Genomic DNA, 26024 nt, shown 5'->3' with positions numbered 1-26024 from the left:
AATCCTGACCTCGTGGAACGGATTGATGCTGAAAGGACTGGTAGATGCTTATCGTTATTTGGGGGAAGAGGCCTATTTGGACCTTGCCCTAAAAAATGCAGCTTTCATTCAACGGGAAATGGTTAAAAAAGATAATTCGCTTTACAGAAATCATAAAGAAGGAAAAAGTAGCATCAACGCCTTTTTGGATGATTACGCAACGGTAATCGACGCCTATGTGGCCTTGTACGAGGTCACTTTTGACGAACAGTGGCTCGGATTGGCCAAACGATTGCTCGACAATACCAAGGAACACTTTTTTGACAAAGCTTCGGGCATGTTCTTTTATACTTCTGACGAAGACCAATCCCTTATCCGAAGAACCATTGAGGTGGACGACAATGTGATATCCTCTTCCAACTCCATGATGGCCATCAATCTGTTCAAACTCCATAAACTTTACCCTGATGAAGGTTACGGCAGCTTGTCCGAACAAATGCTGAAAAACGTTCAAAAGGACTTTGACAGAAGAGCCCAAAGCTTTTCGAATTGGTTGCATTTGGTGCTGTTCCAGAATCATAATTTCTACGAAATTGCAGTAATTGGTGAAGACTACAGGACCATGGGAAGGGAACTTGCCCAAGCCTACTTGCCCCAAAGCATTTTGGCAGGGTCCAAGGGTGAAGGGAATCTAGAATTGCTGAAAAACAGGGATGTACCCGGAAGAACACTCACTTACGTCTGTATCGAAGGGGCCTGTAAACTCCCCGTGGATAGCGCGGGAAAGGCTTTAGAGCAATTATAAAAGGGTCTTAAGATTAACAATTGTTTAAAAACCTTTTCTTTTATTTCAGTTGAATATTAATTACGTTTCCATTTAAACAAAAAACCATTATGGAAGAACTAGAGAATTACCAAGATTACATTGATCAGGCCATGGAATGGGCCATAAGCATTTTACCGAGCCTTATTACGGCCATCATCACCTTTTTTATTGGTCTTTGGGTCATCAAATTTTTCAATCGGATGGTCCGCCGCTTTTTCGCGAAAAAAGATTACGATGAAACCTTGGAGTCTTTCTTACAAAGCTTTATCAGCATTGTTCTAAAGGCATTGCTCTTTGTCCTGGTCATTACCCAACTGGGCGTTAAAACCTCATCCTTGGTCGCTATCGTTGGTGCAGCAGGTTTGGCTATTGGTTTGGCCCTTCAAGGCTCTTTGGCCAATTTTGCGGGAGGAGTGCTCATACTCATCTTTAAACCATTTAAAGTAGGTGATTGGATTTCTGCCCAAGGTGTGGACGGATCGGTAAAGGAAATTTCCATTTTCAATACCAAATTGAGCACCTTCGGCAACCAGATTGCCATCATTCCAAACGGACAGCTTTCCAACGGAAACATTGTGAACTACAATATGGAAGATACCCGCAGGGACAAAATTGACGTGGGTATTGGCTACGGGTCCAACATCAAGGAAGCCAAGGAAATATTATTGAAAATCTGTGCGGACAACCCGAACATCAATACCGAGCCAGCACCGGAAGTTTACGTGGGTGCATTGGCCGATAGTTCGGTAAACCTAACGCTACGTTTTTGGGCTAACAACGATGTATTCTGGCCAGCACATTTCGATGTGATCGAACAAACTAAACTGCGCTTTGATGCAGCAGGAATCGAAATTCCATTCCCGCAACGGGTGATGCACAAAGCCATGGAGGATTAACCTTTCTTCTTTTGCTGGAGTACAAAGTCCTTGAGATAGTATGGCTCAAAATAGGCCACATCCTCAAATTGTTGCGACTTGAACTTCTCAAAAGCAATAGTGGCCATCTCCTTTGCAGATGGTACCACATCAGGATTAAAGATAAAATTGGGGTGTTGCAAGACACCCCTACATTTTTCCGCCCCACTTCCCACGATATGGACCTTGTTTTCGCTGACATAATCGGCGAATGAAGCTTCATCGATAATCTCTGCACGGGTTTCCCGCACTTCATGGTAACGATGGTCATACACACAGGAATACACTTCCATTCGCCTGGCATCCAGCACAGGAATCAACAATTCACCCGGATGCAGGTCTACTTGGCGGGCCATATTTTGCAGGGTCGGGGTCGAAATCAAGGGAACATCCAAAGAAAAACAAAGGCCTTTGGCCGCGGATACTCCAATGCGCAACCCAGTATAGGAACCCGGTCCTTTGCTTACCACTACGGCATCAAGGTCCATAAATGACAAAGAAGCCTCTTTCAAGGCTTCTTTTATGAATACGTGCAATTGCTCTGAATGTGAATAGTTCACCGCGTTGTTCTCTTTTAGGACGACAACTTGGTCATCCTTGGAAATGCCCACGGAGCAATTGGTGGTCGCTGTTTCTAAATGTAGTAGTATGGCCATAGCGGCCACAAAGATACTAGTTTAATGAGATTGGCATACCAAAGTAGAACTCCAATATCTTCAAACGAAAGATATAATCATACTTGGTACGGATCACATTGGCGCGCGCATCGTCCAATCGGGCTTGTGCCTGACCAAAGTCAAAAGCGTTCAAAAGTCCAACATCGAAACGGTCCTTGGAATATTGATACGCCACTTCACGGGCCTCAAGGGTCTTTTGGGCCGCCTCATAGGCTTTTGAAAACGTCCTTACATCCACATACGCCTGATTGATGGCTGTTTCCAGTTCCAATTTTGTGGATTCCATTTGCAATTGGGCTCGGTCCAAATCGATTTTAGCGCGTTTCACGTTGTTTCGAGTACTCCAACCATTAAAAATGGGAAGGGTTAACTGTGCGCCATACGAAATACCATCGTTGATCCATAACTGATCAATAAATCCAATGAACTCACCTGTAAGCGGATCCCTGTTTTGATCGGAATACCTTGTATTGTAGTTAAAGAACGCACCAACCGTTGGATAGTAAGCCCCTTTCGCAATTTGTACATCCTTCTCCGCAACCTCAATATTTGCCTCCGCCAATTTGATGTCATTTCTGAATTCAAGGGCTTTTGCAAAGATGGATTTTGGGGAATTGGACAAAATATCGGAAGGTGGAACTTCAAAAGACTCATCGGCCACATCGAAGTTATCATAGTCGGTAATCTGTAGTAGTTGTGCCAAATTGATCCTGGAGATGGTCACCAAGGCTTCATTATTGATTACTTGCTGTTCTTGGCTCGCTGCGGTTGCTTCGATTTCCAACAAATCTCCCCTCGGCACCACTCCAGATTCCACCAACTCCTTGGTTCGATTCATATCCTGCTCGGTAACCTTAAGTTGTGCTTCCGAAACTTTAAGGGCCTCCTTATTGCTAATAACCTGTAAATAGGCGTTTGCTACGTTCAATCGAATATCGTCCTTAAGATCGTCCAAACGGTATTGATTGGATATCGCATTCAACTTGGCACGATTTAAACGGTTGATGTTTCGCAAACCGTCAAAAAGGGTTACCTGTGAGGTTATATTCGCCGATGAGGAAAGGATGGTCCCCGTTACCAACTGGTTGGTGGTAGGATCTAGAATAAGACCCGTATTTCCAGAAATGTTGGTATTGGCAGTCAAGTTGGGCAATAAATTTCCCAATGCATCGGATTTGTCGATTTTCGCATTTTCCAAATCCAGCTCAAACTGCTCAATGGTGAGGTTGTTCTCAACAGCATAGGTGACACATTCTTCCAATGTCCATTTCTTGACCTGTGCGCTTATGGAAAAAACGGCACAAAAAAATAGTAGTATTGAAATTTTTGATTTCATTCGTTTTTTGATTTTGCTCATTAATATTGGTTGGCCTGTCTTATTCTTCGTCAGATCGCTTCTCCAACTTGTTCCAAACCTTGATTTTGTCATCCTCGGTAATACCCGATACAATTTCTACATCGATACCGTCGCTTACACCCAATTCCAAATCCCTGCGTTCAAACTCGTTCTCGGCCACCTGTACTTCTACATAGGGTTTCTCGGTTTCCTTATCGAACTGGAGCAATGCTTCTTTAATAGACAGTACGTCCTTCCGCTCTTCCAATACAATGGAAGCATTGGCACTATATCCGGCACGTACGTATGAGGTACTATCACTAGGCGTTACGTCAAGATCACCTTCTATCTTAAATTGAACGGCACCTTCTTCCTCAACACCTTTTGGGGCGATGAACTTTAACTTGGCGTCGAACTTTTGCTCTTCCAAGGCTCCCAAACTTATTTCCAAAGGCATGCCCACGCTCAACTTGCCTACTTCGGCTTCGTCCACCTCTCCCTCAAAGATCATTTTGGACATATCGGCTATGGTAGCAATGGTAGTACCTTCGTTAAAGTTGTTACTTTGGATTACCTGATCCCCTTCTTTTACCGGAATCTCCAAAATAGTTCCAGATACGGTAGCCCTAATATTGGTGTTGGCACTGGCAGAACCTCCTGCAGAACCTTTTCTAATAATTTGATAATCGGCCTGGGCGTTTTTCAACTCCTGCAGGGCTTGCTCGTAAGTCAGCTTTAAGTTGTTGTAATCTTGATTGGAAATAACACCCTTGTCAAAAAGAGTTTTGTTCCGGTCATATTCCAATTTGGCATTGTTCAGTGCCAACTCGGCGTTTCGAACCCTACCGGCCGCTTGGTTCAACGATTGTTCGTTGGGAACCACCTTGATCACGGCAATCAGGTCTCCAGATTTTACTTGGGCACCTTCTTCCAGCATTATTTTATCAATGATTCCGGAAATTTGGGGTTTGATGTTGATCTCGTCCTCGGGAATCACTTTACCGGTTACGATGACTTTATTTACAATGTCCTTCTTTTCTGCTGTTTCGGTTTTATACAGCTCTACAGGAGTACTGTTCTGCTTTAAAAAGTAGACTACAGCGGCCAAAATACCTATGACCACTACCCCTATTAATCCGTACTTTACATACTTGTTCATTCTTGCTTATTTGATTTCGTTATTTAATTGTATTGATGATTATTCTTCCCTTAATGCGTCTATGGGTTTAATTTTTACTGCACGGTTGGCAGGCAATAGGCCAATGAGCACGCTCAGACCTACCATTAAAATAAATGATACGATGAACTGCGGCACACTGATCATGGGTTTCACGAACGGGAAATCATCCCCGCTGCCAAACATGGCGTCCAACGCCGACAATACCCCTACTGCGATGGCAAAACCGACCAAGCCAGCAAATGCAGTCAACACAATGGCCTCTACCACAATCTGACGCTTCACAATGACCGGGGTTGCCCCTAGTGCCCTACGAACGCCTATTTCCTGGGTACGTTCCTTTACCGTGATCAAAAGGATATTACTGATGGCGATGACACCCGCGAGTAGGGTAAAGATCCCTACGAAAAATGAGAACCCTTTGAGCACCATGGTAAACCCGGTAATATTGTTGAATATTTCGGACATATCGAAGCTGCCTATGGCACGTTCGTCATCCGGATGTATATCGTATTTGGCTTTTAAAATGCTTTTGATTTGGGCCTCCACAAACGGCACAGGCGTATTCTCTTCAACGGCAATGGCCATCCACCCCATACGATCGCCTGAATTAAAGGCTTTTTGAAAGGTACTGAACGGGATGAACACCGCGTTCTCACCATCAATATTGATGTTGTTGTTGGGTTTATAGATGCCCACTACGCTAAAATATACCCCATTGATACGGATTTCCTCGCCAATTGCTTTTTCCCCTTTGTCGAAAAGGAGCTTATAGGTTTCTTCCCCTATGACACAGACTTTTTTGGAATCCTGAATATCGGTCTGGTTTAAAAACCGGCCTTCCACCAACTTCTTTTTGGTGATATTGTCAATTTCAGGGTAATCCCCATAGACCGCAGAACCACTAGTACGTCCGTTTCGGTAGACACTCACGGTACCTCTATGGCTAGCCAACTCAATACGTGGGGCAAGGACTTCGATTTCAGGAATCTGTCTTTTCAGGATGTCCGCATCCTCCAACTTGTATCGGATTCTTCTTCCACGCTCAAAGCCCTTATAGGGTTCGGAGGTGGATTGACCCCAAACAAACAAGCTATTTGAAGCTGTACCGGCAAAAAGTTTGTTGAACCCGTTGCTCATCCCGTTGGCAGAACCCAACAACAGCACCAAGATGATCATAGCGAAGATAACCCCCAACATGGTCAAAAAGGTCCTGAACATGTTCTTGCCCAGGGTATGAAAAATTTCTATCCACAAGTCTTTATCAAATAACCACATAACTATTTATCACTTAGTGCAACAATGGGTTTAACGTTTGCGGCCTTCATAGCCGGCAACAAGCCAGCCAATACTCCTGCAATGATCAATATGATAGTGGCCGTAACCACTACCGAAAGGCTTACGGATGGGTTACTGAAAGCGGGTGCTTCTATCATAGGTCCTATGGCAGCCAGAATCATCCAAGCAAAAGCCAATCCCACGAAACCAGAGATGGCCGTGATGAAAACAGATTCCAACAACACCAAATTTATAATCTGGCGCGGTCTGGCACCCAATGCTTTTCGCACCCCGATTTCCTTGGTTCGCTCCTTGATGGTAAATACCATAATGTTACCGATACCCACGATTCCAGCAACCAAGATCAAAAATCCAACACCAATACCAATAGCTTTGAGCACCGCGGTAAAACTGCTAATGTTATCATAAGCCTCGGCATAGTTCCAAACATAAAGTCCAGCTTGGTCTTCAGGAGCTATTTTGTAACGGCGTTTCATTAAGGTTTCCAATCGCTCCGAAAACTCCAATGACGTAGAAATATCATAGGTTGGATTATAAGTCAGGGCAATCATATTTATATTATTGGTATTCCCATATATTCTTTGATAGGTACTTATGGGAGCATAAATCATTCTCTCAGCATTGTCGTCCCCATCATCGGTAAAGATTCCAATGACCCTGAACGGCAATCCATTGAACTCCACAAATTTCCCTAAAGGGTCTTCGTCCTTAAAGAGGTCTTCAGCAACTTTTCTCCCGATAACGGCCACCTTGGCCTTATTCACAATATCGGCCTCGTTGATATACCTACCTTCCATTACCAAGGTTTTTTCTATAGCCTGATGATCGGGGTGGACGGCCTGGACGGAGTACGATCCTGTCTCATCCTTATATCTTGCTGTTGCATTGGCATAATATCTTGCGCTTATAAACTCAACATCGTTGGGAAAACTTTGCGTGATGTATTCCAAATCATCATTCTTCATTTGTATTCGTCTACCTTCCTCAAAACCGCCGTATGCTTTGGATGTGGTTCCTGGGCGAACAAAGATGGAATTGGTAGCGTCATCGTTGAACTGGTTGTAAAAACCATTTTCCATGCCGTTCACAGAGGCAAGGAGCATTACCAAAATAAAGATGGCCCACCCCACAGAGAAACCTGTCAAAAAGGTTCTCAGCTTATTGGTCTTCAGCGTGTTGAAAATTTCCTGCCAAACGTCGCGATCAAACATACTGTTCCGCTCTTACTTGTTCTACTTTTTTATCTTCCACAATTACCCCATCCTTTAGGTGCACAATACGTTTGCACATGTGGGCAATATCTTCTTCGTGGGTTACCACCAAAATGGTGTTTCCGTCGTCGTTAATTTTTTGGATAAGGTCCATTACTTCGTAAGACGTTTTACTGTCCAAAGCACCGGTGGGCTCATCCGCCAAAAGGACTTTGGGTTCAGCAGCCATGGCACGGGCAATGGCCACCCTTTGTTTTTGACCTCCGGAAAGCTCACTGGGCAAATGTCCTGCCCATGGTTTTAGTCCTACGCGCTCCAAATATTGCATGGCTTTTTCTTGTCGCTCCCTTCTGGGTACCTTTTGGTAGTACAACGGAAGGGCAACGTTCTCCAAAGCGCTCTTATAGTTGATTAGATTAAATGACTGGAATATGAATCCCAAGAATTTGTTTCGGTATTGGGCTGCCTTGGTCTCGCTCAGATTTTTGATTGGCACGCCATCCAAGGTGTACTCCCCTGAGTCGGCTCCGTCCAGCATTCCCAAAATGTTCAACAAGGTGGATTTACCTGATCCCGAAGATCCCATAATGGCCACAAGTTCGCCTTCCTCTACTTTAAAATTGATTCCCTTTAAAACATGAAGGGAATTGCTTCCCATTTTATAGGATTTATGAAGATCTTTGATTTCTATCATGATTGATGATGTTAGCTATCTTACGTTTACCTCTGCAAGTAAGACATTAAAGTTGTTAAAATGTTACAAGATTTTTTACTTTTTTTTCGAAAGGGTGGTTTTTAATGCCTATTCCTTGGCCAATGCGTTCCATACCTTGACCTTGTCACTGGCTCCCAAACCTGACTTGACCTCTACGAATATGCCATCGCTCACGCCAAGCTCCACCTCTTTCCTTTCGAATTGCTGGTCGGCTGTTTCCACTTCAACATACGGTTTTTTGGTCTCATCATCAAATTGCACCAAGGCCTCCTTTACGGCCAACACGCTATCGGCCCTTGCCAAAATAATGGAAGCGTTTGCACTTAGTCCAGCGCGAATAAAAACGGTATCATTCTTCCTGAGGGTTCCTTTGATCTCAAACTGAATGGCTCCATTTTCCTCCTTGCCTTTAGGAGCAATATAGTCGAGCACAGCGTTGAACACTCGGTTTTCAATGGCACCTACCGTAATTTCCAAGGGAAGGTCTTCCTTGATTTTCCCCACCTCCGATTCGTCTACCTTTCCTTCGAAGATCATTTTGTCAACATCGGCTATGGCTGCAATCGTGGTACCCTCATTAAAGGTATTGCTTTCGATGACCTGATTGCCCACTTCCACGGGCACTTCCAAAACCATTCCGCTTACGGTGGCACGTATCAAGGTATTGGCCGAATTGCTCAAACCGCTGGTGGTACCCGTCTTTACAATATCATATCGCTGATTGGCCGCGGCATAGGCTTGCTTGGCCTGGTCGTAGGACACTTCCGCCCTTTCCAGGTCCGCTTTTGGGATAACGCCCTTGCCAAATAGATTGGATTGGCGCTCGTAGTTCCGTTTTTGATCGTCCAAATTGATTTTGGCCTCGTTAATGGCGTTCTTGGCATCATTGAGTGCAGAAAGATTGGGCACTACCTTGATTTTTGCCAACAGATCACCAGATTTGACGTAATCGCCACCTTCCACATAGATTTCCTCGATTACGCCCGAAATATTAGGTTTGATCAATACCTCTTCCAAAGGAAGGATGCTTCCCGTAGCCACGGCCTTTTTCACAATGGTCTGTTTGGACGGTGTTTCGGTTTCGTACACCACAGGGTCTTCCGCATTTTTTTGATAGAGATAGTACATGGAGCCACCGAACACTATTACGATGAGCAACAAGATGACAATGGTTACCGATTTTTTCATTTTACGTATTGTTAATTGATTGATTCTTATTTTTTATTCTGTTCGCAATGCTTCAATAGGCCGGACCTTTATGGCGCTCTGTGCAGGAATGAACCCGGCCAGAAGCCCTGATACCATCAAGATGGTGAGAGCACCCGTTACCACGCCCACGCTTACACTTGGATTCATGAACATATCCACGGGCCCTACGCTATCCAATAGTGAGTTGATACCAAAAATGACCAACGAGCCAAAAATAATCCCTACCATCCCCGAGATCAGGGTCAGGAAAATGGACTCCATTAAAATTTGCTTTTTAATGGACCATGGCTGTTCTCCCAAAGCCCTTCGGATACCAATTTCCTTGGTACGCTCCTTTACCACGATGAGCATTATATTGCTTACCCCAATAATTCCGGACAGCAGCACCATGATGCCCACAATGTAGGCGACTCCTTTTAATGCTCCGAAGAGGCTCTCCACACGATTGTATTGCTCGTACAGATCAAAGTAACCGACGGCACGGGTATCTTCAGGATGGACTTTGTGGCGTTTTTTCATAACATCCACAATCTTATCCTTTAGTTGGGAGATGGAGCTACCATCGTTCGCCGTAATCGCCATCCAACCTACATCCTCTCCGCGGTTGAATGCCTGAGAAAAAGAGGTAAAAGGCACGAAAATCTCCTTTTGGCCCTCTTCGCCCCCATCACTGGTGTTCTTTTTATAAGTACCGATGACCATAAAGTTGACTCCCTGTATCTTGATGTAGGTGCCCAGTGCCTCCTCGTCCTTATCATAGAGGTCGTTCTTTACCCCCTGACCTATAATGGCCACTTTTCTTTTTTCCTTGATGTCGTTATAATTCAAAAACCGGCCCGAGGTAACTGTCATGGGATCCTGATTGATAATTTCCGGATAATCCCCATACACATTGAACGCTCCGGTTCGGGTACCGCGCACCACATTATTATTACCGCCAAACCCACCTAATTGATTCCGCGGTGAGATAAACCTAAGGTTGGGCACATTGTCCCGCAATGCCTGCACATCGCCTATCTTAAACTCAAAACGTCGCCCCTTGGGCAAGCCCTCGTGGCCCTTGGTGGTGGCACGGGTCCACATAAACATGGTGTTGGTGGCAATGTTCCCAAAATCCTGTTTGATACCATTTTCCAAACCCTTGCCGGCCGCCAACAGTACGATAAGGATAAAGATGCCCCAGCAAACACCAAAGGCCGTAAAAATGGTACGCCACACATTGGTGGTGAGCACCTCTATAATTTCACGCCATCTATCTTTATTGAACATATCGGTTAGGTTATTCGTCCCTCAAGGATTCGATTACTTTTACTTTTGCAGCGCGGTACGCGGGCACAAAACCGGCCAAGGTTCCAGCCACGATGAGCACAATTACGGTAGAAAAGGCCACATTGAAATTGACGGAAGGGTTCATGATGTAGTCCACTTCGATATGGGGACCTACAAGTTCCAACAATGCCATGCTGAAGATTAGTCCACCAAAGCCCGAAATTGCGGTCACAAAAATAGCCTCATGCAGAATCATGGCAATGATTGACCATGGCTTGGCACCCAAGGCTTTTCGAATTCCTATCTCGCGGGTACGCTCCTTCACTACAATCATCATAATATTGCTTACCCCAACCACCCCAGCGATAATGGTGCATACGCCCACGAACCAGAAAAACAGTTTTATATTATTGGTAAGGCCGTAGTAACGTTTGGCCTCTTCCATGGCGCTCCATACCTCAATAGCACCTGTATCGTCTGGAGCCACCGTATGGGTCTGCTGTAGGTATTGTTTTAGGTCATCCTTAAAATTTACTGCCTGGGCCACCGCAGCATCAAAATTATCCACCGGAGGCAAGGTAAAGGACATATTATTGATTCTGTTGCCACCATTAAAAGTGCGTTGCGCCGTAGAAATGGGTATGAATATATTCTCTTCTTCCCGCTCGCGCATTTCTTTAAAGACGCCAACAATTTTAAAAGGAATGCCAGAGATATCGATAAACTCCCCGATAGGCGTTTCGACGTTGCCAAAAACATCTTTCTTTATTTTGTTCCCGATGACGGCCACTTTTCCATTGGAAATTTCATCTTGGTAATTAATGAACCTTCCCTCGGCCATTTGGGCATTATCAATAAATTGAAAGTCGGACCCTACACCTTGGACGCCATAAATCAAGGCTTCCTTTCCGTAGTTCACGCTGACGCCCCGAACAAATATCCTTCCAGAGCTGTACTCAATATCATCGTTGAACATGGCACTGGCCTTGTCGTAATTTTCGTTGACCAGCTGAATGCGCCTTCCGGGATTGAGTCCTTTGTATTCCTTTGAAGTCACTCCAGGCCATACCCATACGCTGGTGGAGGCATCTTGTTTGAATTCGTTTTCGATACCATTGCGCATGCCTTGCCCAAATCCCAAAAGAATGACCAAAATAAAGATACCGGAGGCTACGGAGAGACCGGTCAAAAAGGTACGTAGTTTGTTCTTTCGTATGGTGTCAAATATTTCTTGCCACCGCTCCAAGTCGAACATAGGTCAGTGATTTTGATTGATGAACGCCTAAGCGTATATCTATAAGACAATCAAAGTCGCAAAATGTTACAGTTCGGGTCGAAATTTATGGGAATAGAGCGGGTTAGGCCCGCATTTTTCGGTAAATGAAGTAGAAAAGTCCGGCTACCAGCACATAAGGCACCGCCATCAAATACACGATACCATTGTTGATACCTTCGGCCGTTCTGCCATCGGCCTCACTTTCCACCACTGCGCGACACATAGCGCACTGGGCATCCGCTACGGTAGGGAGTGCCAATAGAAGGATAATGATGAGGAAGAATCGTGTTTTCATAACAAATCAATAGGGATAATAAGGTGAAATCATCAGATAGACCAAAACCCCGGTTACTGCCACATAGAGCCAAATAGGAAATGTAAACTTTGCCCATTGCCTATGGCTTTCAAAATCATCCAAATACACTTTGGAATAGGTGATGAGCACCAACGGTATTACGGCAATGGATAGCACAATGTGGGTCATCAATATAAAATAGTAGATGTATTTGATCGGGCCCTCACCACCAAAAACGGTCGATTCCGATGTCATGTGATAGGCTACATACATTACCAAAAACAAGGCTGAAAGCACTATGCAAGTGGTCATTAATTTTTGATGCGTCCCTTTCTTACCATTTTTTATGGCTATGACCGCTACAATTAAAAGAATGGCGGTAAGTCCATTTATGCCCGCGTAGACCGGCGGAAGAAATGACAAGGGTTCTGCATCGGGAATTTTATATCCGAACAATAGGGCAACCACCAGGGGGATTGCAATGGAGATAACGGTAATCCATTTGTTGAACCGTTTTTCCTTTAGGGTAAGTTCATCGGTCATTCTGCCAATAGTTTTTTAATGTCCTCTTTCAAAATGCTTATCTGCTGGGTCTCTCCATCAGAGTTGACTCCTTGCTCCTCGGTTATGGTTCCACGATAATAGATCAATGGGTTACCAAACTCATCTTCCCGCGAACGAATATACCCATTTTTGTCAACCAACGCGAACATCCCAGAGTGCTCAAAGCCGCCTGGCGCCTCTTGGTCCTCGTTTGCAAAAATGTAGAATCCTTGCTGGGCCAATTCGTATATTTTGTCCTTATCACCAGTCATCAAATGCCAGTCCTTATCCGTGATTCCGAATTTGTTGGCATACGCGGTCAGTACGGTGGGCGTGTCATATCTTGGGTTGATGGTAAATGAGGCTACGCCAAAATCTTCACTGTCCTTGAAGGTTTCCTGCAATTCTACCAAGTTCTTGGTCATAATGGGGCAAATCGTAGGGCAAGTGGTAAAGAAAAACTCGACTACGTACACTTTTCCCAGATAATCCTTATTACTGATCAGGACACTATCTTGATTATAGAACTCAAAATCGGGCACCTTGCGTTTTTCCCCTTGATTGACCACAAAACCTACTTTCTTGTTCTTGGAAATACTGCTCATACGGTCGTTCTCGACCACTGTACCACCTTTTACCCGTTTTGTGATTTCGTAGACCGCAAAGGTCCCGAAAATCAATATGATGGCGGATACCCAGATATACGTATACTTCTTCTTACTATTTGATCCTGTCGGCATTGTTCTTTTTTAAGGCCAAACGATATTCTGCCAAGATAATCTTGACATCGTCGACCATTTTGTTATTCAGTTCCGCAACGGACGAGGTGTCGAACCCATATTTGGTCCCTTCATCCTCATCATCCGTTCTACCCCTTAGCTTTAGGTCTTTGTCGATAATAAATACATAGGGGGTGGACAACTGGTTGTCCAATTCAATATTGCTGTCCAAGGAGCTAAAAAGACTCTTGATCTCCGCTTCTGAACCGTAGGCGAAGTACCATTTATCCACATTGGAGAGTTTGCCCAATTCCGCCTTCAATTCTTCCACTTGCTCCTGTTTGCCTTTTGGCACCACCATCACCATTTGAAAATCGTTGAACTCCCCAAATCTTTTGTAAATTTTTTGGTTCAGGTTAAAGGCGTTCCCTTGCATGGCCCCGATGTCCGTACCAAAAAAACCAAGAACCGTTATCCTGCCTTTCATTTGATGCGTCGGGTCCATTTGGGAAACATCCATCACATTTTCGGTAAGAATGGGCAGGCGGCCAAAGTTATTCACTCCGGAAGCAAAAAAGAGATAAACCACCACGGGGAGTATAAAAAGTATCCCTAAAACTATTTTCTTTTTCATAGTATTTCAGCCATACAAAAATAAAAAAAGACGGTTGGAAAACCGTCTTTTAAATTTGTTAAATACTTGTTTAGAAGTCCCAAGTCACGAATCCTTCTGTGAAAACGTTATGGATATAATCCGCCTCGAAAAGCAAAATGAATATCAAATAACAGATAAGGAAAACAGGGACCCAAACAATTACCCTTCTCAATGAAGTTTTTTCATCCCTTAGGTGCATAAAGTCCCATGCAATGTAATAGGCCTTTACTAATGTGAGGATAATGAAAATCCAGTTGAGCAACTTCATCCCAAGGAAGTAGTTGTCCGTTAAAAACGCTGGCTTAACAATACCCAATGCCACCTCAATGGCGGTCACAATGGAAAGGAAGATAAGTACGCCCCAAATCTTTTGGGTATTCGACTTAAATTTTACCAGTCCTCTAAAAATCTCAAGTTTATGTTCGTGTGCCATTTATAATCAATGTTTTTATACCAAGTAAAAGAATGTAAATACGAATACCCATACCAAATCCACAAAGTGCCAGTACAGTCCAACCTTTTCTACCATCTCATAGTGGCCTCTGCGTTCGTAGGTTCCCAAAATCACATTAAAAAAGATGATAATGTTGATCACTACGCCCGAGAATACGTGAAAGCCGTGGAATCCGGTGATAAAGAAAAAGAAATCGGCAAACAGTCGGTGTCCGTATTCGTTATGGATCAAATTGGCACCTTCCACCACTTGATTGGCTTCCAATATTTTCGCCAAGGATTGCTTTCTATCCAAAACTGTTTTTTCGCCTTCTTCGTTCAATATTTCGGTGCGGATCAGAATATTGGGGGTTGCCTTGAATCCTTCCACAACTTCGTTTAAGGAGTAGGACGTTCTATATCCCTCTGATTGATACCAAATTCCCTCGCTGGCCTCGTGTTTTACCCTTTCCTCTGGTAAGGTTTTTGCAAAATCCGCCAATGCTGCTCTCTTACCGGTTTCGGCATTTACAAACTGAAGGATTCTACCTGAGTTGGTCTCAACCGCTCCGTAATCCCCCTTGATAAAGGTTGCCCATTCCCAAGCCTGTGAACCAACGAAGATGGCACCACCAATAATGGTCAGGAACATATAAAGAATGACACTTTTTTGTTTCATCTTGTGCCCTGCATCCACGGCCAATACCATGGTTACGGAAGACATAATCAGAATAAAGGTCATAAAGGCTACGTAGTACATGGGCGCTTCTACACCATGCAAGAACGGAAAGTGGGTGAACACTTCATCGGCTATGGGCCACTGTTCAATGAACTTAAATCTAGAGAAACCATACGCTACCAAAAACCCAGAAAAGGTCAAGGCATCCGACATGATAAAGAACCACATCATCATTTTTCCATAGCTAGCACCTAGGGGCTGATTTCCGCCTCCCCAAACGCTGTCTTCTGTACCGGTACTTACCGTTGCATCCATAAAAAAGGTCGTTTTATTAAAACTTTCACAAATTTACATTTTTTGATGTATTGTAAAAGACAAACTTGAGTGAAAACTGCTCCAAACAAGTTTTATTTCACGAAATACATAAATAGAATTAGATATACCCAAATAAAATCCAAAAAATGCCAGAAAGTGGCGCCAAGCTCCAATCCCAACATATTTTCCGGGGTATACTTATTTCTGAGTTGCTGCACCAATACCACCGAAAGTGATATGAGACCTGCCACTACGTGGGCAATGTGCACTGCTGCCAACAAAAATACGTAGGACATCTTAATATTGCTCGTTGGACCCGTAAAATAATATCCATTTTCCAGCATCTGGGAAAACCCGACAAACTGGAGGGATATAAACGCAATCCCCAGGACAAATGTGACCACCAAGAAGAGGGTTCCCATTTTTTGATTGTCCTTTGAGACAGCCTTTTTTGCCAATAAATAGGTAATGCTGCTCAAAACTATGATTGCCGTACTAATGTAGAAGGCGCTTGGCAAATCCAAATCGCTTACCCAATCCTCCCGTTTGCTGCTGACAATATAGGCACTGGTCCAACCAGCGAAGCCCATGATCAAACTCACAATACCGAACCAGAGCATCATTTTCTTTGCCCTTCTGTTCTTTTCCTTTGCTGTTCCTTGGGTTAAATCCATTATTAACTTATAAACTTATCTATTACGTATACAACTTGAATCAATGATATGTAGGTGACGCTGGCCAACATCAACTTTCTTGCCGAGGCATTGTCCCGGTTTTCATACAGTTTGAAAGCGAAGAACAACATCACCAAACCAGATAGCAATACAATGACGGCTGCAGGTATGGAGAGATGCAATCTTCCCGTGAATCCGAAAACGGGGATAATGGAAATCACGATCATCCAAATGGTATATAGAATGATTTGCAATGCGGTTCCTTTATCCTTGTTCCCTGTGGGCAACATTTTAAATCCAGCTTGCTTGTAGTCCTCATCCAACATCCAGCCCAATGCCCAGAAATGGGGAAACTGCCAAAAAAATTGAATCATGAACAAGGTGCCAGGCTCTATGCCAAAATCGTCCGTGGCGGCCACCCATCCCAACATAAAGGGTATAGCCCCGGGGAAGGCTCCCACAAAAACCGCAAGAGGCGATTTCGTTTTTAGGGGCGTGTACACACTGGTATACAAGAAAAGGGATATGGCACCGAACATGGCTGTCTTCGGACTAAGTGCCAAAAGGGACAGCACGCCGAGAACCGTCATTAAAATGGCAACCACCAACGCGGTCCGTACCGACATTCGGCCAGAGGGTATGGGCCTATTTCGGGTGCGTTTCATAAGGGCATCCAAATCCCGCTCTATAATTTGGTTATAGGCATTGGATGCACCCACCATGCAATATCCTCCGAACATCAGTAATAAGAGAGACAACAAATCAATCTGATAGGCCCCCAAGAGATATCCTGCAATGGAAGAGAACACCACGCTAACGGCCAACTTGGCCTTGGTAATCTCCTTAAAATCGGAAAATAGTAAGGAAAGCGTGTTATTTTTTACGGAACCTACGGCAGACTTCATCCACAACTATATTGGCTGGCAAAGATAACGCCAGAGCCTATCTTTTGCAACCAAAGCTCACGTTTTATGATTCTTATAGCAATTGAACAAAAAAAAAGCCCGAACAGCAAACTGTTCGGGCTTTTTCCATTCCTGCCTCAACAGGAATTTATAAAGTTTTATTGCAACTTAAAGGTAATTGGAATACTGAATGGCACTTTAACCGGACGACCTCGTTGTTTTCCAGGGGTCATCTTTGGCAATTTTTCAATGATTCTTCTTGCCTCGGCTTCCAAGTTTTTATCTGGACCACGCATTCTAATGTTACCGATGCTTCCATCTTTCTGAATCACAAAAATAACACTAACCCTACCTTGAACTCCCATTTCTTGGGCGATTTCTGGGTAGCGGAAGTTTTTACGAATGTGGTTCTGCATCATTTCTTGGAAACATGCCTTTTTATCCTTGGCGTTCTCACAACCTGGAAAAACAGGCACATCCTCAATTACGGCGAAGGGTACGGAAATGTCTTCTTCCACTTCTTCCACTTCAACCTCTTCGATTTCTATAACTTCTTCTTCTTGGCTTGTTTCGGTAGACTCGATTACGGTCTCTTCCACTTCTTCTTCATCCTCTACAACCTCGATAACTTCGGGGGCAGCAGGTGGCGGTGGTGGCGGTGGAGTCTTTATCTGCTCTGTCATCGGCACTTCTTCGTCCAACTGATCTTCAACATTCATCGAAATGTCGTAGTTATTGGCCTTGTCGTACTTTTTCCACTCCATGGCTCCGTAGACCAATGCCAAAACAGCAGCCAATCCTATAACAAAGTACAGGGTACTGTTTCTTCCTACGTCTGCTTTCGGGTTCTTTTTTGGTTCCATCCTTTTTCTCCTTTTCTAAATTTAGTGTTTGCTAATTTAATTATTAATTGGTTAAATAAACAATTAAAATTTCCATTTTAACGGGTTTTTCTTGGAAAAAACCCACCGAATTAGTCCTATTCCTGCAAATGCTCCCAATGTATTTGCAAAAACATCGCCCAACTCGGCCATACGATCTGTGGTCAGTGTGTACTGTAATATCTCAATAAGTATACCATATATAATGGCCAAAACCAAAACAATCCTAGTGGTTTTGACCAGACCAAGGTTTCCCATGGTTCTTTCCCTTACACTCATGCATCCTACAAAGGCGAACACCAAATAGAATATAAAGTGGGTGATTTTATCGGCATAGGGAACATTAAAACTCCCCGGGTCCAAGTCCATGGCTGGGAAAGAAAATAAGCTGAGCATGGTGATGACCACTACCCAGCTTATAAATAATAAGGTATATCCAATTGTTTTACGCACCGATCAATTCCTTGTAGTCGTCGGCACTCATCAGACCGTCGACCTCCGAAGGGTCACTTATTTTAATTTTGATCATCCATCCATCACCATAAGGGTCGGTATTCACCTTTTCAGGTTCGTCTTCCAAGGACTCATTGAACTCCACGATTTCCCCACTTAGTGGCAAAAACAAATCGGAAACGGTTTTAACAGCTTCCACAGTTCCAAACACTTCCTCTTTGTCCAAGGTTTCGTCCAAAGTCTCCACTTCCACATAAACAATGTCACCCAATTCACTTTGGGCAAAATCCGTGATTCCTACGGTAGCGGTATCTCCATCTATCTTGACCCACTCGTGGTCCTTGGTGTACTTTAATTCTGATGGTATGTTCATTACTCTATTTTTGAATTAGTAGATGGGCAAATGTAACTGATTGCCGAAAGCTTTTCAAGCAAACATGTGGACAAAATACGAGAAAAATGGATTCTACCGGTAATTAGTTGCCAAAGTTGTACCGCAGGGTAAAGCCTGCATTGATCGTGGTCTGTGGAAATGCGGTGGAAACGGCAAATTCCGAGAAAGCATGATCGTAAAAGAAAAGGGCATTCAAACTTTTGCTCAAGGCGTAGTCCGCGGTGAACTTTACGGACATCAACCGTTGTCCGGAAGTAATCTGGTTGTTATCGATATCCAAATTGCGGATGATGGTAATGTTATCGCGAAGCGAAACGTCCGCCTTCAAGTTAAGGTCGCCTTTGAGCCTTGTCTTTTCACCTCCAATATTGGTCACAAACTTGACATCCTTGAAACGATATCCCAGTCCCACGGTGTATTCGTCACCGTTGATTTCCGTTAGAAGATTATTGTCGAAACTTAAGGACAAGGTTCGGCTGGTGCGAATCTCTCCCAAAAAGCTAAAGGAATTCTGCATTTCAAAATCCACTCGAATCAAAGGACTGAACTCATCGGTCAGCACCACATTGTTGATGAGCGTCTTTGGAAGCAAGTCCCCATTTTCAGGGTCAAACGTGGTATTCTGTCGTTCCAAATTGGTCTGGAAAGAGTTTACACTGTAGGCGGCACGATACCCATGGCTCAAGGAAAAACGCTTGAATTTCTTTTTGAACCATCTGTTCTTCATCAAACCGGTGTACTTTACATTCCAGTTGGGAATCGGGATTTCACGAAAGGCATCCATATTTACCCGGTTTACATCCTGACCCGTATAGGCTGCAAAGAATGCAGGCAATAATACATCTTGTTGTGTTTTGCCGTAGCGTTCAGGGAAACCATCCTCATCCAAGGTTCCAGGTGTTTCTCCCCTATCCGATACCAATCGGTTCGCTATGGTTATTCTATTTTGTTTGAATTGCTCAAAGGTTTCAGAGTCAAACTCATCGCTCTTTCGGAATACGGTACCGATCATGACCGTTGAAATACTGAAGTTGCCCATTTCGTTGATCAGACCATCTTGTCCATTGGCCCATTCCCCGGGGCTATAACTTTCCTGCAAGGAGCTCATAAAGTTTCTATCCGCATTCAAATCGATGGTCAAATCCTGAGTGGGCTGTGCGGTTGCCGTAATATTGAGCTGCTTGTTGGTATTTTGCATAAACTGGCGGCTATATTCGGGGTAATCCGTCAACCATCCATTACGCGCGGCCTCGAACCGGACATCGGCCTGACTTCCGAAAACAAAGCCCAAGGTAGGCCTCGTGGTACCAATAAATCCGATGGATTGGGTGTATCCGGGCAATACGGTTCCGCGGTTTTCACTGTAATTCACATTGACCCGCTTTACCATAGTAAGCACATCCACCAAGGTATTGAAGCCTTTACTGGTCTTTTTGGGAGCATTGTCATCCTCACCGTTGGCGGGATTTCCTGCTTTGTCCCTTCGCACTGCAGCTTGCGTAGCGGTTACCTTCCCGTCGCGTTTTTTAAGTCCCAAGAAATCGTACAGTCGCTGCATGCTCATGTTGGCCGTGAGGCTATGGGTACTTGCATTTTGCACCACATTGATGTCCTCGTTGGCCACTTCGCGCAATGCATCACCACCACGCTGCCAGTCAAAATTACTGGTGTAGGTATATTGAGCGTTGATAAAATTGAGGAACGGTATTTTACTAAAGGGCAGTTCGTAATTCAATTGCATCTGTTGGGCGTGCCTGTTGGGTTCACCTACATCAAAAAATCCGTCCCAAAGATTTAGGGTTTGGTCGATTCCAGAATCAGGGTCGTCATCCACATTAAAGTAGTTCCGGACGATGTTATTGTTGGACGCGGTTAAATTCAACCGCAAGGATTTCGTCAAACTGTAGTTAAGGGCATATTGCCAATTGAAGAGATAATTACGCTGTTGCAATAAGGGCAGTTCCAACGCTTCAACCCCTGGCTCCAATACATCCCTGTATCGCTGTTGATTAAAGGAACGGTTGTAATTGGCGTTTACGGACAAACTTGTGGGCAGGGCATTAAAGTTCAAATCCTTGAGCCATTGCCAGTACTTGCCCGTGAGTACAGAATCTTTTTTGGCAAAGGGCGCTACAGGTGCGGGTTTAAAGTTATGGTTGTACACAAAACCCGTGGTCACGTTTTGGTCCCTAAGTTCGGCCACCTCAAAATCTCGATGGTCGGTCTCGTTGTAGGAATAATTAAAGGTGAAGTTCTCCACATCGAAGAAATTCTCCTCGGCTTCTTCTCCCCTATTTTTCCTTACCCCGATAAGGTTGATGCTGGTCCGCTTGGTATAATCTTCCGCCTGCTCTTTGATGGTCTCGGCCTCTTCGGCGGTTGCGGCTGCCGCAATTCTGTCATCCAAACGCAGATCATCGTATACCGGGTCAAATTCCGGCGTGATCAAGGTTTCTGAAATCCCGTAGTTGAAGGGCAATTGCAGGTTCCACTTTTTAGGAAATAATTGGCCTACGTTCACGTTGGTCACCACGTCATACGAAATGGCATCCTCCAAGGCACGTTCAATCGGGGTTTGGTCGATGGAACCAAAACCTGAAGTGCTTCGGCTTCCGGTTGCAGTGACGTTGGCAAAATCGGCCATATTGGCGTCCAAGGCAGCGGTTGCGGCCCAACCTCCGCTGTTCTGAAGACCGGCCAAACGCAATTCGTTGAACCAGACTTCGCCACGGGCCGGAAGGTCGTCAATGTTCTTGACACCTACCATCATGCCCCGGATACTTCCCAGCGACGGATTACCTCGAATCCCGATCCTGATTCTTCCCAAGGTACGGGGCGCAAATTCGTCAACCAGAACGGCTTCGCCATCCACAATTTCATAATAGTTGATGTCATCCAAAGTTTGATCGGATATCCCCTTTGACTTTACCTTGTTCAAATCGCTGAGGGCGACATCTATCTCATTGACATCGGGCCAAATTTCCTCGGCCGATGTGGAACCAAAGGGCGTAAATTGAAGCGGAAGCTCTATCTGATAAAAATTTTCCGTGAAATCGGTACCTATTCGTAAGAAACCGACCAAAGGCGTATCGCTATCGGAATAATCCGTATTGAATATTTTTTCGGCGTGCATGAACATTTTTAAGCGCTCGTACTGGCGGACATCAATGTTCACATTTTTGAACACCCCACGGGAATCCTGGGACTCCAAATTCTCCACCACAAAGGAAAGGGATTGCTCGTTCTGACGGATGATGGTGTTATTGTTGTTCAATTGCTCGCGGATAACACCTGGAGGCAAAACGTAGGGAATAGGCTGTCTACCAAAATTCTCCTCAATATTCACCGTGTTCACATCGGTTACCGTTGCATCATCGGAAGGGTCGTTGTCCACATCGGGTTGCAAAGATCGGGTGAATGTCCTCCAATCACCACGAACCAAATCCAAGGTGGCAAATCGCAGTACTACATCATCCGAAAAGCCGGTAAGATACATCCGCATGAAGCTGATGGACCTAAAATCGGAGATTCCGCCTACGGCATCGGTGAAGTCGCTCAGCGGGATTTTATACTGGATCCATCTGCGGTTCAATTGGGTCCCATTGGGCAATGTTGGGGTCAAACCTTCGCGGATATCGGTCACGTACTTATCATCAACCGTGGTATTGGGTTTTATCTGGATGCGATACTCGTAATAACTGTTTACGGTATTCATGGTCAAATCGCGGTCAATATCCTCCACATCGGGCAAGGTGGTGGAACCTCGATTGGTATTGGTTACGGCAACGGGTGAGTTTCCTTCCGTATTGTTAAAATCCAAATACCGCTCCAAGATGCTACCTTCCCTATTCAAATAGTAGCGATAGTTATCCAAGGCAGGGTCTTCTGCTGGGCCATTGTAGATGGTGGCCTCGGCAGCGTCATCATACCCATCCAGACCAAGGTCTTGGGCGGCCCTGTTGGTTTCATCGGCATCAAAGGCATACACCAAGGATTGGGTAGAGGGCACTTGACCCCAAATGGTTTCCCTCGGAATCTCATTATTGGTGCTCGCGGGCAAACCGTTTTCGTATTGTTTCCTTCCGTCCCTTAGGATGTCCTCCGATATATTACCCAAATTGAGCACCAGTTCACCCACGTTGGCATCGGTAGTTTCCCCGTCTATGTAGGGATCCAATACCCAAAACTGGACAAATTCCACGTTGGATTGCTCAAAATTGGTACTGCTCAAAGGCCGCATGATTCCACCCCATTTTGCATCAGGGGTTTCGGTTTCAAAACTTGGGTTGGCATTGTACGGTCCTTTTTGATTGGGATAGTACACAATATCCAAAGTACTCTGCACCTGGGTCTGCCCTTGGGCAATATCGGTTTCGGTAAAGACCTCATCAATAAATACGCGACGCGTAGCGTTTGAGGAAATATCGTTATCGGACATTCCAGTAGGGCGTTGGTTCGTGTAAAAAATAGGGTCGATGGTGTACCAGGCCATTTTTGCCCTTTCAAAACCTACATCTATTCCAGTTCTATCATTGATAAATTCCACTGGCGGACTCGCCAAGCTCCATCCCAAGGAAGAACGGATATCAATCAGTGCCTGGGCTCCTTCAAAATCATCCAAATACGTGGTGGTCTCACCTCTAAAATCGGCATTCTTTGGTGAATTGGGCCTTAAGAAAGCCACTTCGCCCCTCAAAGATAAATTGGAGGGCACATCGGTATCAATGTTCGGTAATTTATTGGCCAATCGGGTCAGAAATGGTATTTCCGTGCTAAAATTACCATTCAGCCCAAAAATGGTATTGTTGACTGGCTCAATGCCATAGTTTGATTTTTGGGTCAACGGGCGTTCGTTCAAATTGAGAAGGGTTCCGCCCAAAACAAAGTTCTCGTTGAACTTGTGCTCCACATTTACCCCGGCAAAACGTCGGGTCTGCTGACCAAACACTGCATTGTTCTCCACAGAAATATTGATGGGTGTATTGGATGCCTCCAAACTAGGGTCCAAAAGCTGAACCGTTCCTGCCTGATAGTTCACGGTATAATCGATACCCTCCTGCAATTGACGCCCACCTGCCGTAACCGTAACGGAACCCTGCGGCACGTTGAACGCTCCAATGGGAATTCCGTTGTTGGATTGTGAGGTGTACCGACCCTTGATCTGGAATCGGTTTTTTTCCGCATCTTGTAACGATGCCGCCTTGGTCTTGGCATACATATTACGGAACACATATTTTCGTTGGTTCGGATTGTACCCTTGATCCTCTTCCACATCGTAGACCCCACCTCCCAAACGTTCAAAAAGGTATTCCCCGAACGGTTCCACCTTGGTAAAAATAATCCGTCCCGATTGGGAATCTACGGTAATGCCTTCCACATAATCAAAAAATCCGTCTCCGCCGGCCTGCACATCGTTGTAAATGTTCAAACGGTCCAAATTGAAAACGTTGAGCAAAATTTGGTCTTCTAACCCGGATGGCCAACCTGCGTTGGGGTCAACAGGGGTGATATAGTTTCTTGGCGTTGGATCGGAGTACAGGATGTTGAGTTTAAAATCTTCTTGGCTCAATTGATAGGCTCCTGTGGAATAGATATTTTTCATCATCAAATCCCAAATGGGATCTTGAACATTGGTAATGTTACTTTTGAGCAACTTCAATACCAATGCATTGTTTTCTATCAAATTGGAATTGGGCGGTACGGTGGTGGCGTCCACCCCACCATTGGCAAATTCCCCCACTTGAAATACCTGCCCACCAAAGGTGTATTGAAAGGCTACACCCAACACCTCATCGTTGCTCAAACTTTGACTAAGCGAGATATATCCCAATTGAGAGTCGAACTCATAATCCCGTCCGGGTTCCAGCTTTCGGGCATTTTCCAGAATGGCATAATCAAATCCTTCGTTTACACTGTACCCGGGAACATTGAAACCGGATGCTGCGGTGGCGATATCCCGTATGGCAGGTGTTAGGGCACCGCTCCCGATTTGATTGGGATCATACGCGTTGGCCGCATTCTGTGGAAGTCCTGTTGCTACCGCCGAACCATTGAAAAAGCCTGCTGGGTCTCCGTTGTTGATACCGATACGGGTATTATCGGAAAGGGCCTCTCCCAAATCTTGGATGGCCACTACATTTCTAACATTCTGTGTCTGCTGGTTTCGGTTGGTTACCCAAACCTCCAAGCGGGTAATCTGCACCTGGGTCTGGATAAAGGGATAGAATTCCAAGGCCCTATCGTAATTATCTCGAAAATAGTGCGCCAAGAAAAAGTGACGGTCCTCGTCATAATCCAAAGCGGTCAGGGCAAATTCGTTGACCGTGCCACCGCCCTGTGCTACCACGGTATTGTTTTGGGAACGCTGTTCGGAAAAGACGGCCGTAACCGTAGTTTTTCCAAATTGAAGTTGTGTTTTAACCCCAAAAAGACTCTGAGCCCCAGTGATCAGGGAACTGTTGAGTGGCATGTTCACGTTACCGACTTCAATTTTACGTAGGATATCGTCCTCGGTCGGGGTGTAATCCAGTTTTACCAAGTTCTGAAAATCGAATGTAGCCTCTGTGTCATAATTGGCGGTCACCTGAAGGCGCTCCCCTACTTTACCGAGCAAACTCAAACTGATGCGCTGATCAAAGTCAAAAGAAAGGTTGGTCCGGTTTCTGGGCGAAAGCGCTGGGTTGTCATTTTTTTGCCATAAAATTCCAAGATCCATGGCAACGGACCCTTGGGGAATCACCTCAATGGTGTTTCCGCCAAAAATGGTCTCAAAAAAGTTATTGTTGACATAGAAATTGGGCAGCAAGTTTTTACGTGCTTCATCACTTCCGGCCTTTTTGCCGGAATAGGCATCGGCCTTTTGTTTGAAATAGGCTTTCATTTGCTCCTTTTCCACCAAATCGTAGTACTGTTCTGGCGTAAGGATTACTGGGTAATTTACATTGAAATCGCCAACACTTTCCGTGTACACATAGGTATTGGTCTTGGGGTCGTAGGTATACTTGGCAACAATGCTGTCCGGATTCTCCAAAATAAGGCGGCCAAGCTCAACTCCAGTTTTTGTGGAATCCTGAGCTTGTTCATTGGTTTCCTGTCCCAGCAAAGTGGAAATGGACAGCAAACAAACAACAAAGAAAATGTACTTAAAACGTGTTGGTTTAAGTATTGGTTTTGCCCCTTTTTTCAAACTAG

23 protein-coding genes are annotated in these 26024 nt (G+C 44.7%); 2 read left to right on the top strand and 21 right to left on the bottom strand.

All coding sequences use genetic code 11. The annotated features are described in order from the left end of the window. Position 1 precedes the first annotated feature (1 nt). Entirely contained in the window at positions 2-784 is a 783-nt protein-coding gene (locus ABNE31_RS05745) for a glycoside hydrolase family 76 protein (protein ID WP_349353028.1), read from the top strand. Positions 785-873: 89 nt separating this feature from the next. Further along, positions 874-1701 carry a mechanosensitive ion channel family protein gene (locus ABNE31_RS05740; protein ID WP_179383704.1) on the top strand — a complete coding sequence of 276 codons (828 nt, stop codon included), beginning with the start codon at positions 874-876 and terminating at the stop codon, positions 1699-1701. Here ABNE31_RS05740 and tsaB read toward each other — a convergent pair. The 21 genes from tsaB to sprA all read right to left on the bottom strand — a co-directional run bounded on the left by tsaB (position 1698) and on the right by sprA (position 26019). Continuing rightward, the gene (tsaB, locus tag ABNE31_RS05735; protein WP_349352688.1) at positions 1698-2375 is read right to left on the bottom strand and encodes a tRNA (adenosine(37)-N6)-threonylcarbamoyltransferase complex dimerization subunit type 1 TsaB; all 678 of its coding nucleotides are present in this window, start codon (positions 2373-2375) and stop codon (positions 1698-1700) included. The two genes, ABNE31_RS05740 and tsaB, sit on opposite strands and share 4 nt — an antisense overlap. Positions 2376-2391: 16 nt before the next feature. Next, positions 2392-3732: a TolC family protein gene (locus ABNE31_RS05730; protein WP_349353027.1), complete on the bottom strand. Its 1341-nt coding sequence runs from the start codon at positions 3730-3732 to the stop codon at positions 2392-2394. A 40-nt stretch (positions 3733-3772) separates the two neighbouring features. Further along, positions 3773-4891: an efflux RND transporter periplasmic adaptor subunit gene (locus tag ABNE31_RS05725; protein ID WP_179383702.1), complete on the bottom strand. Its 1119-nt coding sequence runs from the start codon at positions 4889-4891 to the stop codon at positions 3773-3775. Positions 4892-4930: 39 nt separating this feature from the next. Next, positions 4931-6187, bottom strand: a complete 1257-nt coding sequence (locus tag ABNE31_RS05720) for an ABC transporter permease (protein WP_349352687.1) — start codon at positions 6185-6187, stop codon at positions 4931-4933. A gap of 2 nt (positions 6188-6189) precedes the next feature. Beyond that, the gene (locus ABNE31_RS05715; RefSeq protein ID WP_349352686.1) at positions 6190-7419 is read right to left on the bottom strand and encodes an ABC transporter permease; all 1230 of its coding nucleotides are present in this window, start codon (positions 7417-7419) and stop codon (positions 6190-6192) included. Then, complete coding sequence (locus ABNE31_RS05710; protein ID WP_179383699.1) at positions 7412-8113, bottom strand: ABC transporter ATP-binding protein; 702 nt, start codon at positions 8111-8113, stop codon at positions 7412-7414. The genes ABNE31_RS05715 and ABNE31_RS05710 overlap by 8 nt, the downstream gene beginning before the upstream one ends. Before the next feature lie 108 nt (positions 8114-8221). Continuing rightward, positions 8222-9322, bottom strand: coding sequence for an efflux RND transporter periplasmic adaptor subunit (locus ABNE31_RS05705; protein WP_179383698.1), 1101 nt, complete (start codon positions 9320-9322; stop codon positions 8222-8224). Between the two features lie 33 nt (positions 9323-9355). Beyond that, positions 9356-10612 (bottom strand): ABC transporter permease, encoded by a 1257-nt coding sequence (locus tag ABNE31_RS05700; protein WP_349352685.1) that lies wholly within the window; start codon positions 10610-10612, stop codon positions 9356-9358. 10 nt (positions 10613-10622) lie between these two features. Next, complete coding sequence (locus ABNE31_RS05695) at positions 10623-11867, bottom strand: ABC transporter permease (RefSeq protein ID WP_293284270.1); 1245 nt, start codon at positions 11865-11867, stop codon at positions 10623-10625. A gap of 103 nt (positions 11868-11970) precedes the next feature. Beyond that, positions 11971-12183, bottom strand: coding sequence for a hypothetical protein (locus ABNE31_RS05690; RefSeq protein ID WP_306013683.1), 213 nt, complete (start codon positions 12181-12183; stop codon positions 11971-11973). A gap of 6 nt (positions 12184-12189) precedes the next feature. Further along, on the bottom strand, positions 12190-12726 hold the full coding sequence (locus ABNE31_RS05685; RefSeq protein ID WP_349352684.1) for a DUF420 domain-containing protein: 537 nt from the start codon (positions 12724-12726) through the stop codon (positions 12190-12192). Continuing rightward, positions 12723-13466, bottom strand: coding sequence for an SCO family protein (locus tag ABNE31_RS05680; protein ID WP_349352683.1), 744 nt, complete (start codon positions 13464-13466; stop codon positions 12723-12725). Before ABNE31_RS05680 ends, ABNE31_RS05685 begins: the two co-directional genes overlap by 4 nt. Next, entirely contained in the window at positions 13447-14079 is a 633-nt protein-coding gene (locus ABNE31_RS05675; RefSeq protein ID WP_349352682.1) for a hypothetical protein, read from the bottom strand. The genes ABNE31_RS05680 and ABNE31_RS05675 overlap by 20 nt, the downstream gene beginning before the upstream one ends. A gap of 70 nt (positions 14080-14149) precedes the next feature. Then, entirely contained in the window at positions 14150-14533 is a 384-nt protein-coding gene (locus tag ABNE31_RS05670) for a cytochrome C oxidase subunit IV family protein (RefSeq protein ID WP_179383691.1), read from the bottom strand. Positions 14534-14548: 15 nt separating this feature from the next. Continuing rightward, the gene (locus ABNE31_RS05665; protein WP_179383690.1) at positions 14549-15526 is read right to left on the bottom strand and encodes a cytochrome c oxidase subunit 3; all 978 of its coding nucleotides are present in this window, start codon (positions 15524-15526) and stop codon (positions 14549-14551) included. Positions 15527-15618: 92 nt separating this feature from the next. Then, on the bottom strand, positions 15619-16200 hold the full coding sequence (locus tag ABNE31_RS05660) for a heme-copper oxidase subunit III (protein WP_349352681.1): 582 nt from the start codon (positions 16198-16200) through the stop codon (positions 15619-15621). A gap of 2 nt (positions 16201-16202) precedes the next feature. After that, positions 16203-17105: a heme o synthase gene (gene cyoE, locus ABNE31_RS05655; RefSeq protein WP_293284260.1), complete on the bottom strand. Its 903-nt coding sequence runs from the start codon at positions 17103-17105 to the stop codon at positions 16203-16205. A gap of 158 nt (positions 17106-17263) precedes the next feature. Further along, positions 17264-17968, bottom strand: coding sequence for an energy transducer TonB (locus tag ABNE31_RS05650; protein WP_127142294.1), 705 nt, complete (start codon positions 17966-17968; stop codon positions 17264-17266). 63 nt (positions 17969-18031) lie between these two features. After that, on the bottom strand, positions 18032-18439 hold the full coding sequence (locus ABNE31_RS05645) for a VanZ family protein (protein WP_349352680.1): 408 nt from the start codon (positions 18437-18439) through the stop codon (positions 18032-18034). Further along, positions 18432-18812, bottom strand: a complete 381-nt coding sequence (gcvH, locus tag ABNE31_RS05640; RefSeq protein WP_127142292.1) for a glycine cleavage system protein GcvH — start codon at positions 18810-18812, stop codon at positions 18432-18434. Before gcvH ends, ABNE31_RS05645 begins: the two co-directional genes overlap by 8 nt. A gap of 103 nt (positions 18813-18915) precedes the next feature. Continuing rightward, positions 18916-26019: a cell surface protein SprA gene (gene sprA / locus ABNE31_RS05635; RefSeq protein ID WP_349352679.1), complete on the bottom strand. Its 7104-nt coding sequence runs from the start codon at positions 26017-26019 to the stop codon at positions 18916-18918. Between the last annotated feature and the right edge of the window lie 5 nt (positions 26020-26024).

The organism is Flagellimonas sp. MMG031 (assembly GCF_040112705.1).
GTDB lineage: Bacteria > Bacteroidota > Bacteroidia > Flavobacteriales > Flavobacteriaceae > Flagellimonas.
Note: the sequence above shows the minus strand (reverse complement) of the source record. Positions and strands in the feature narration are given on the sequence as shown.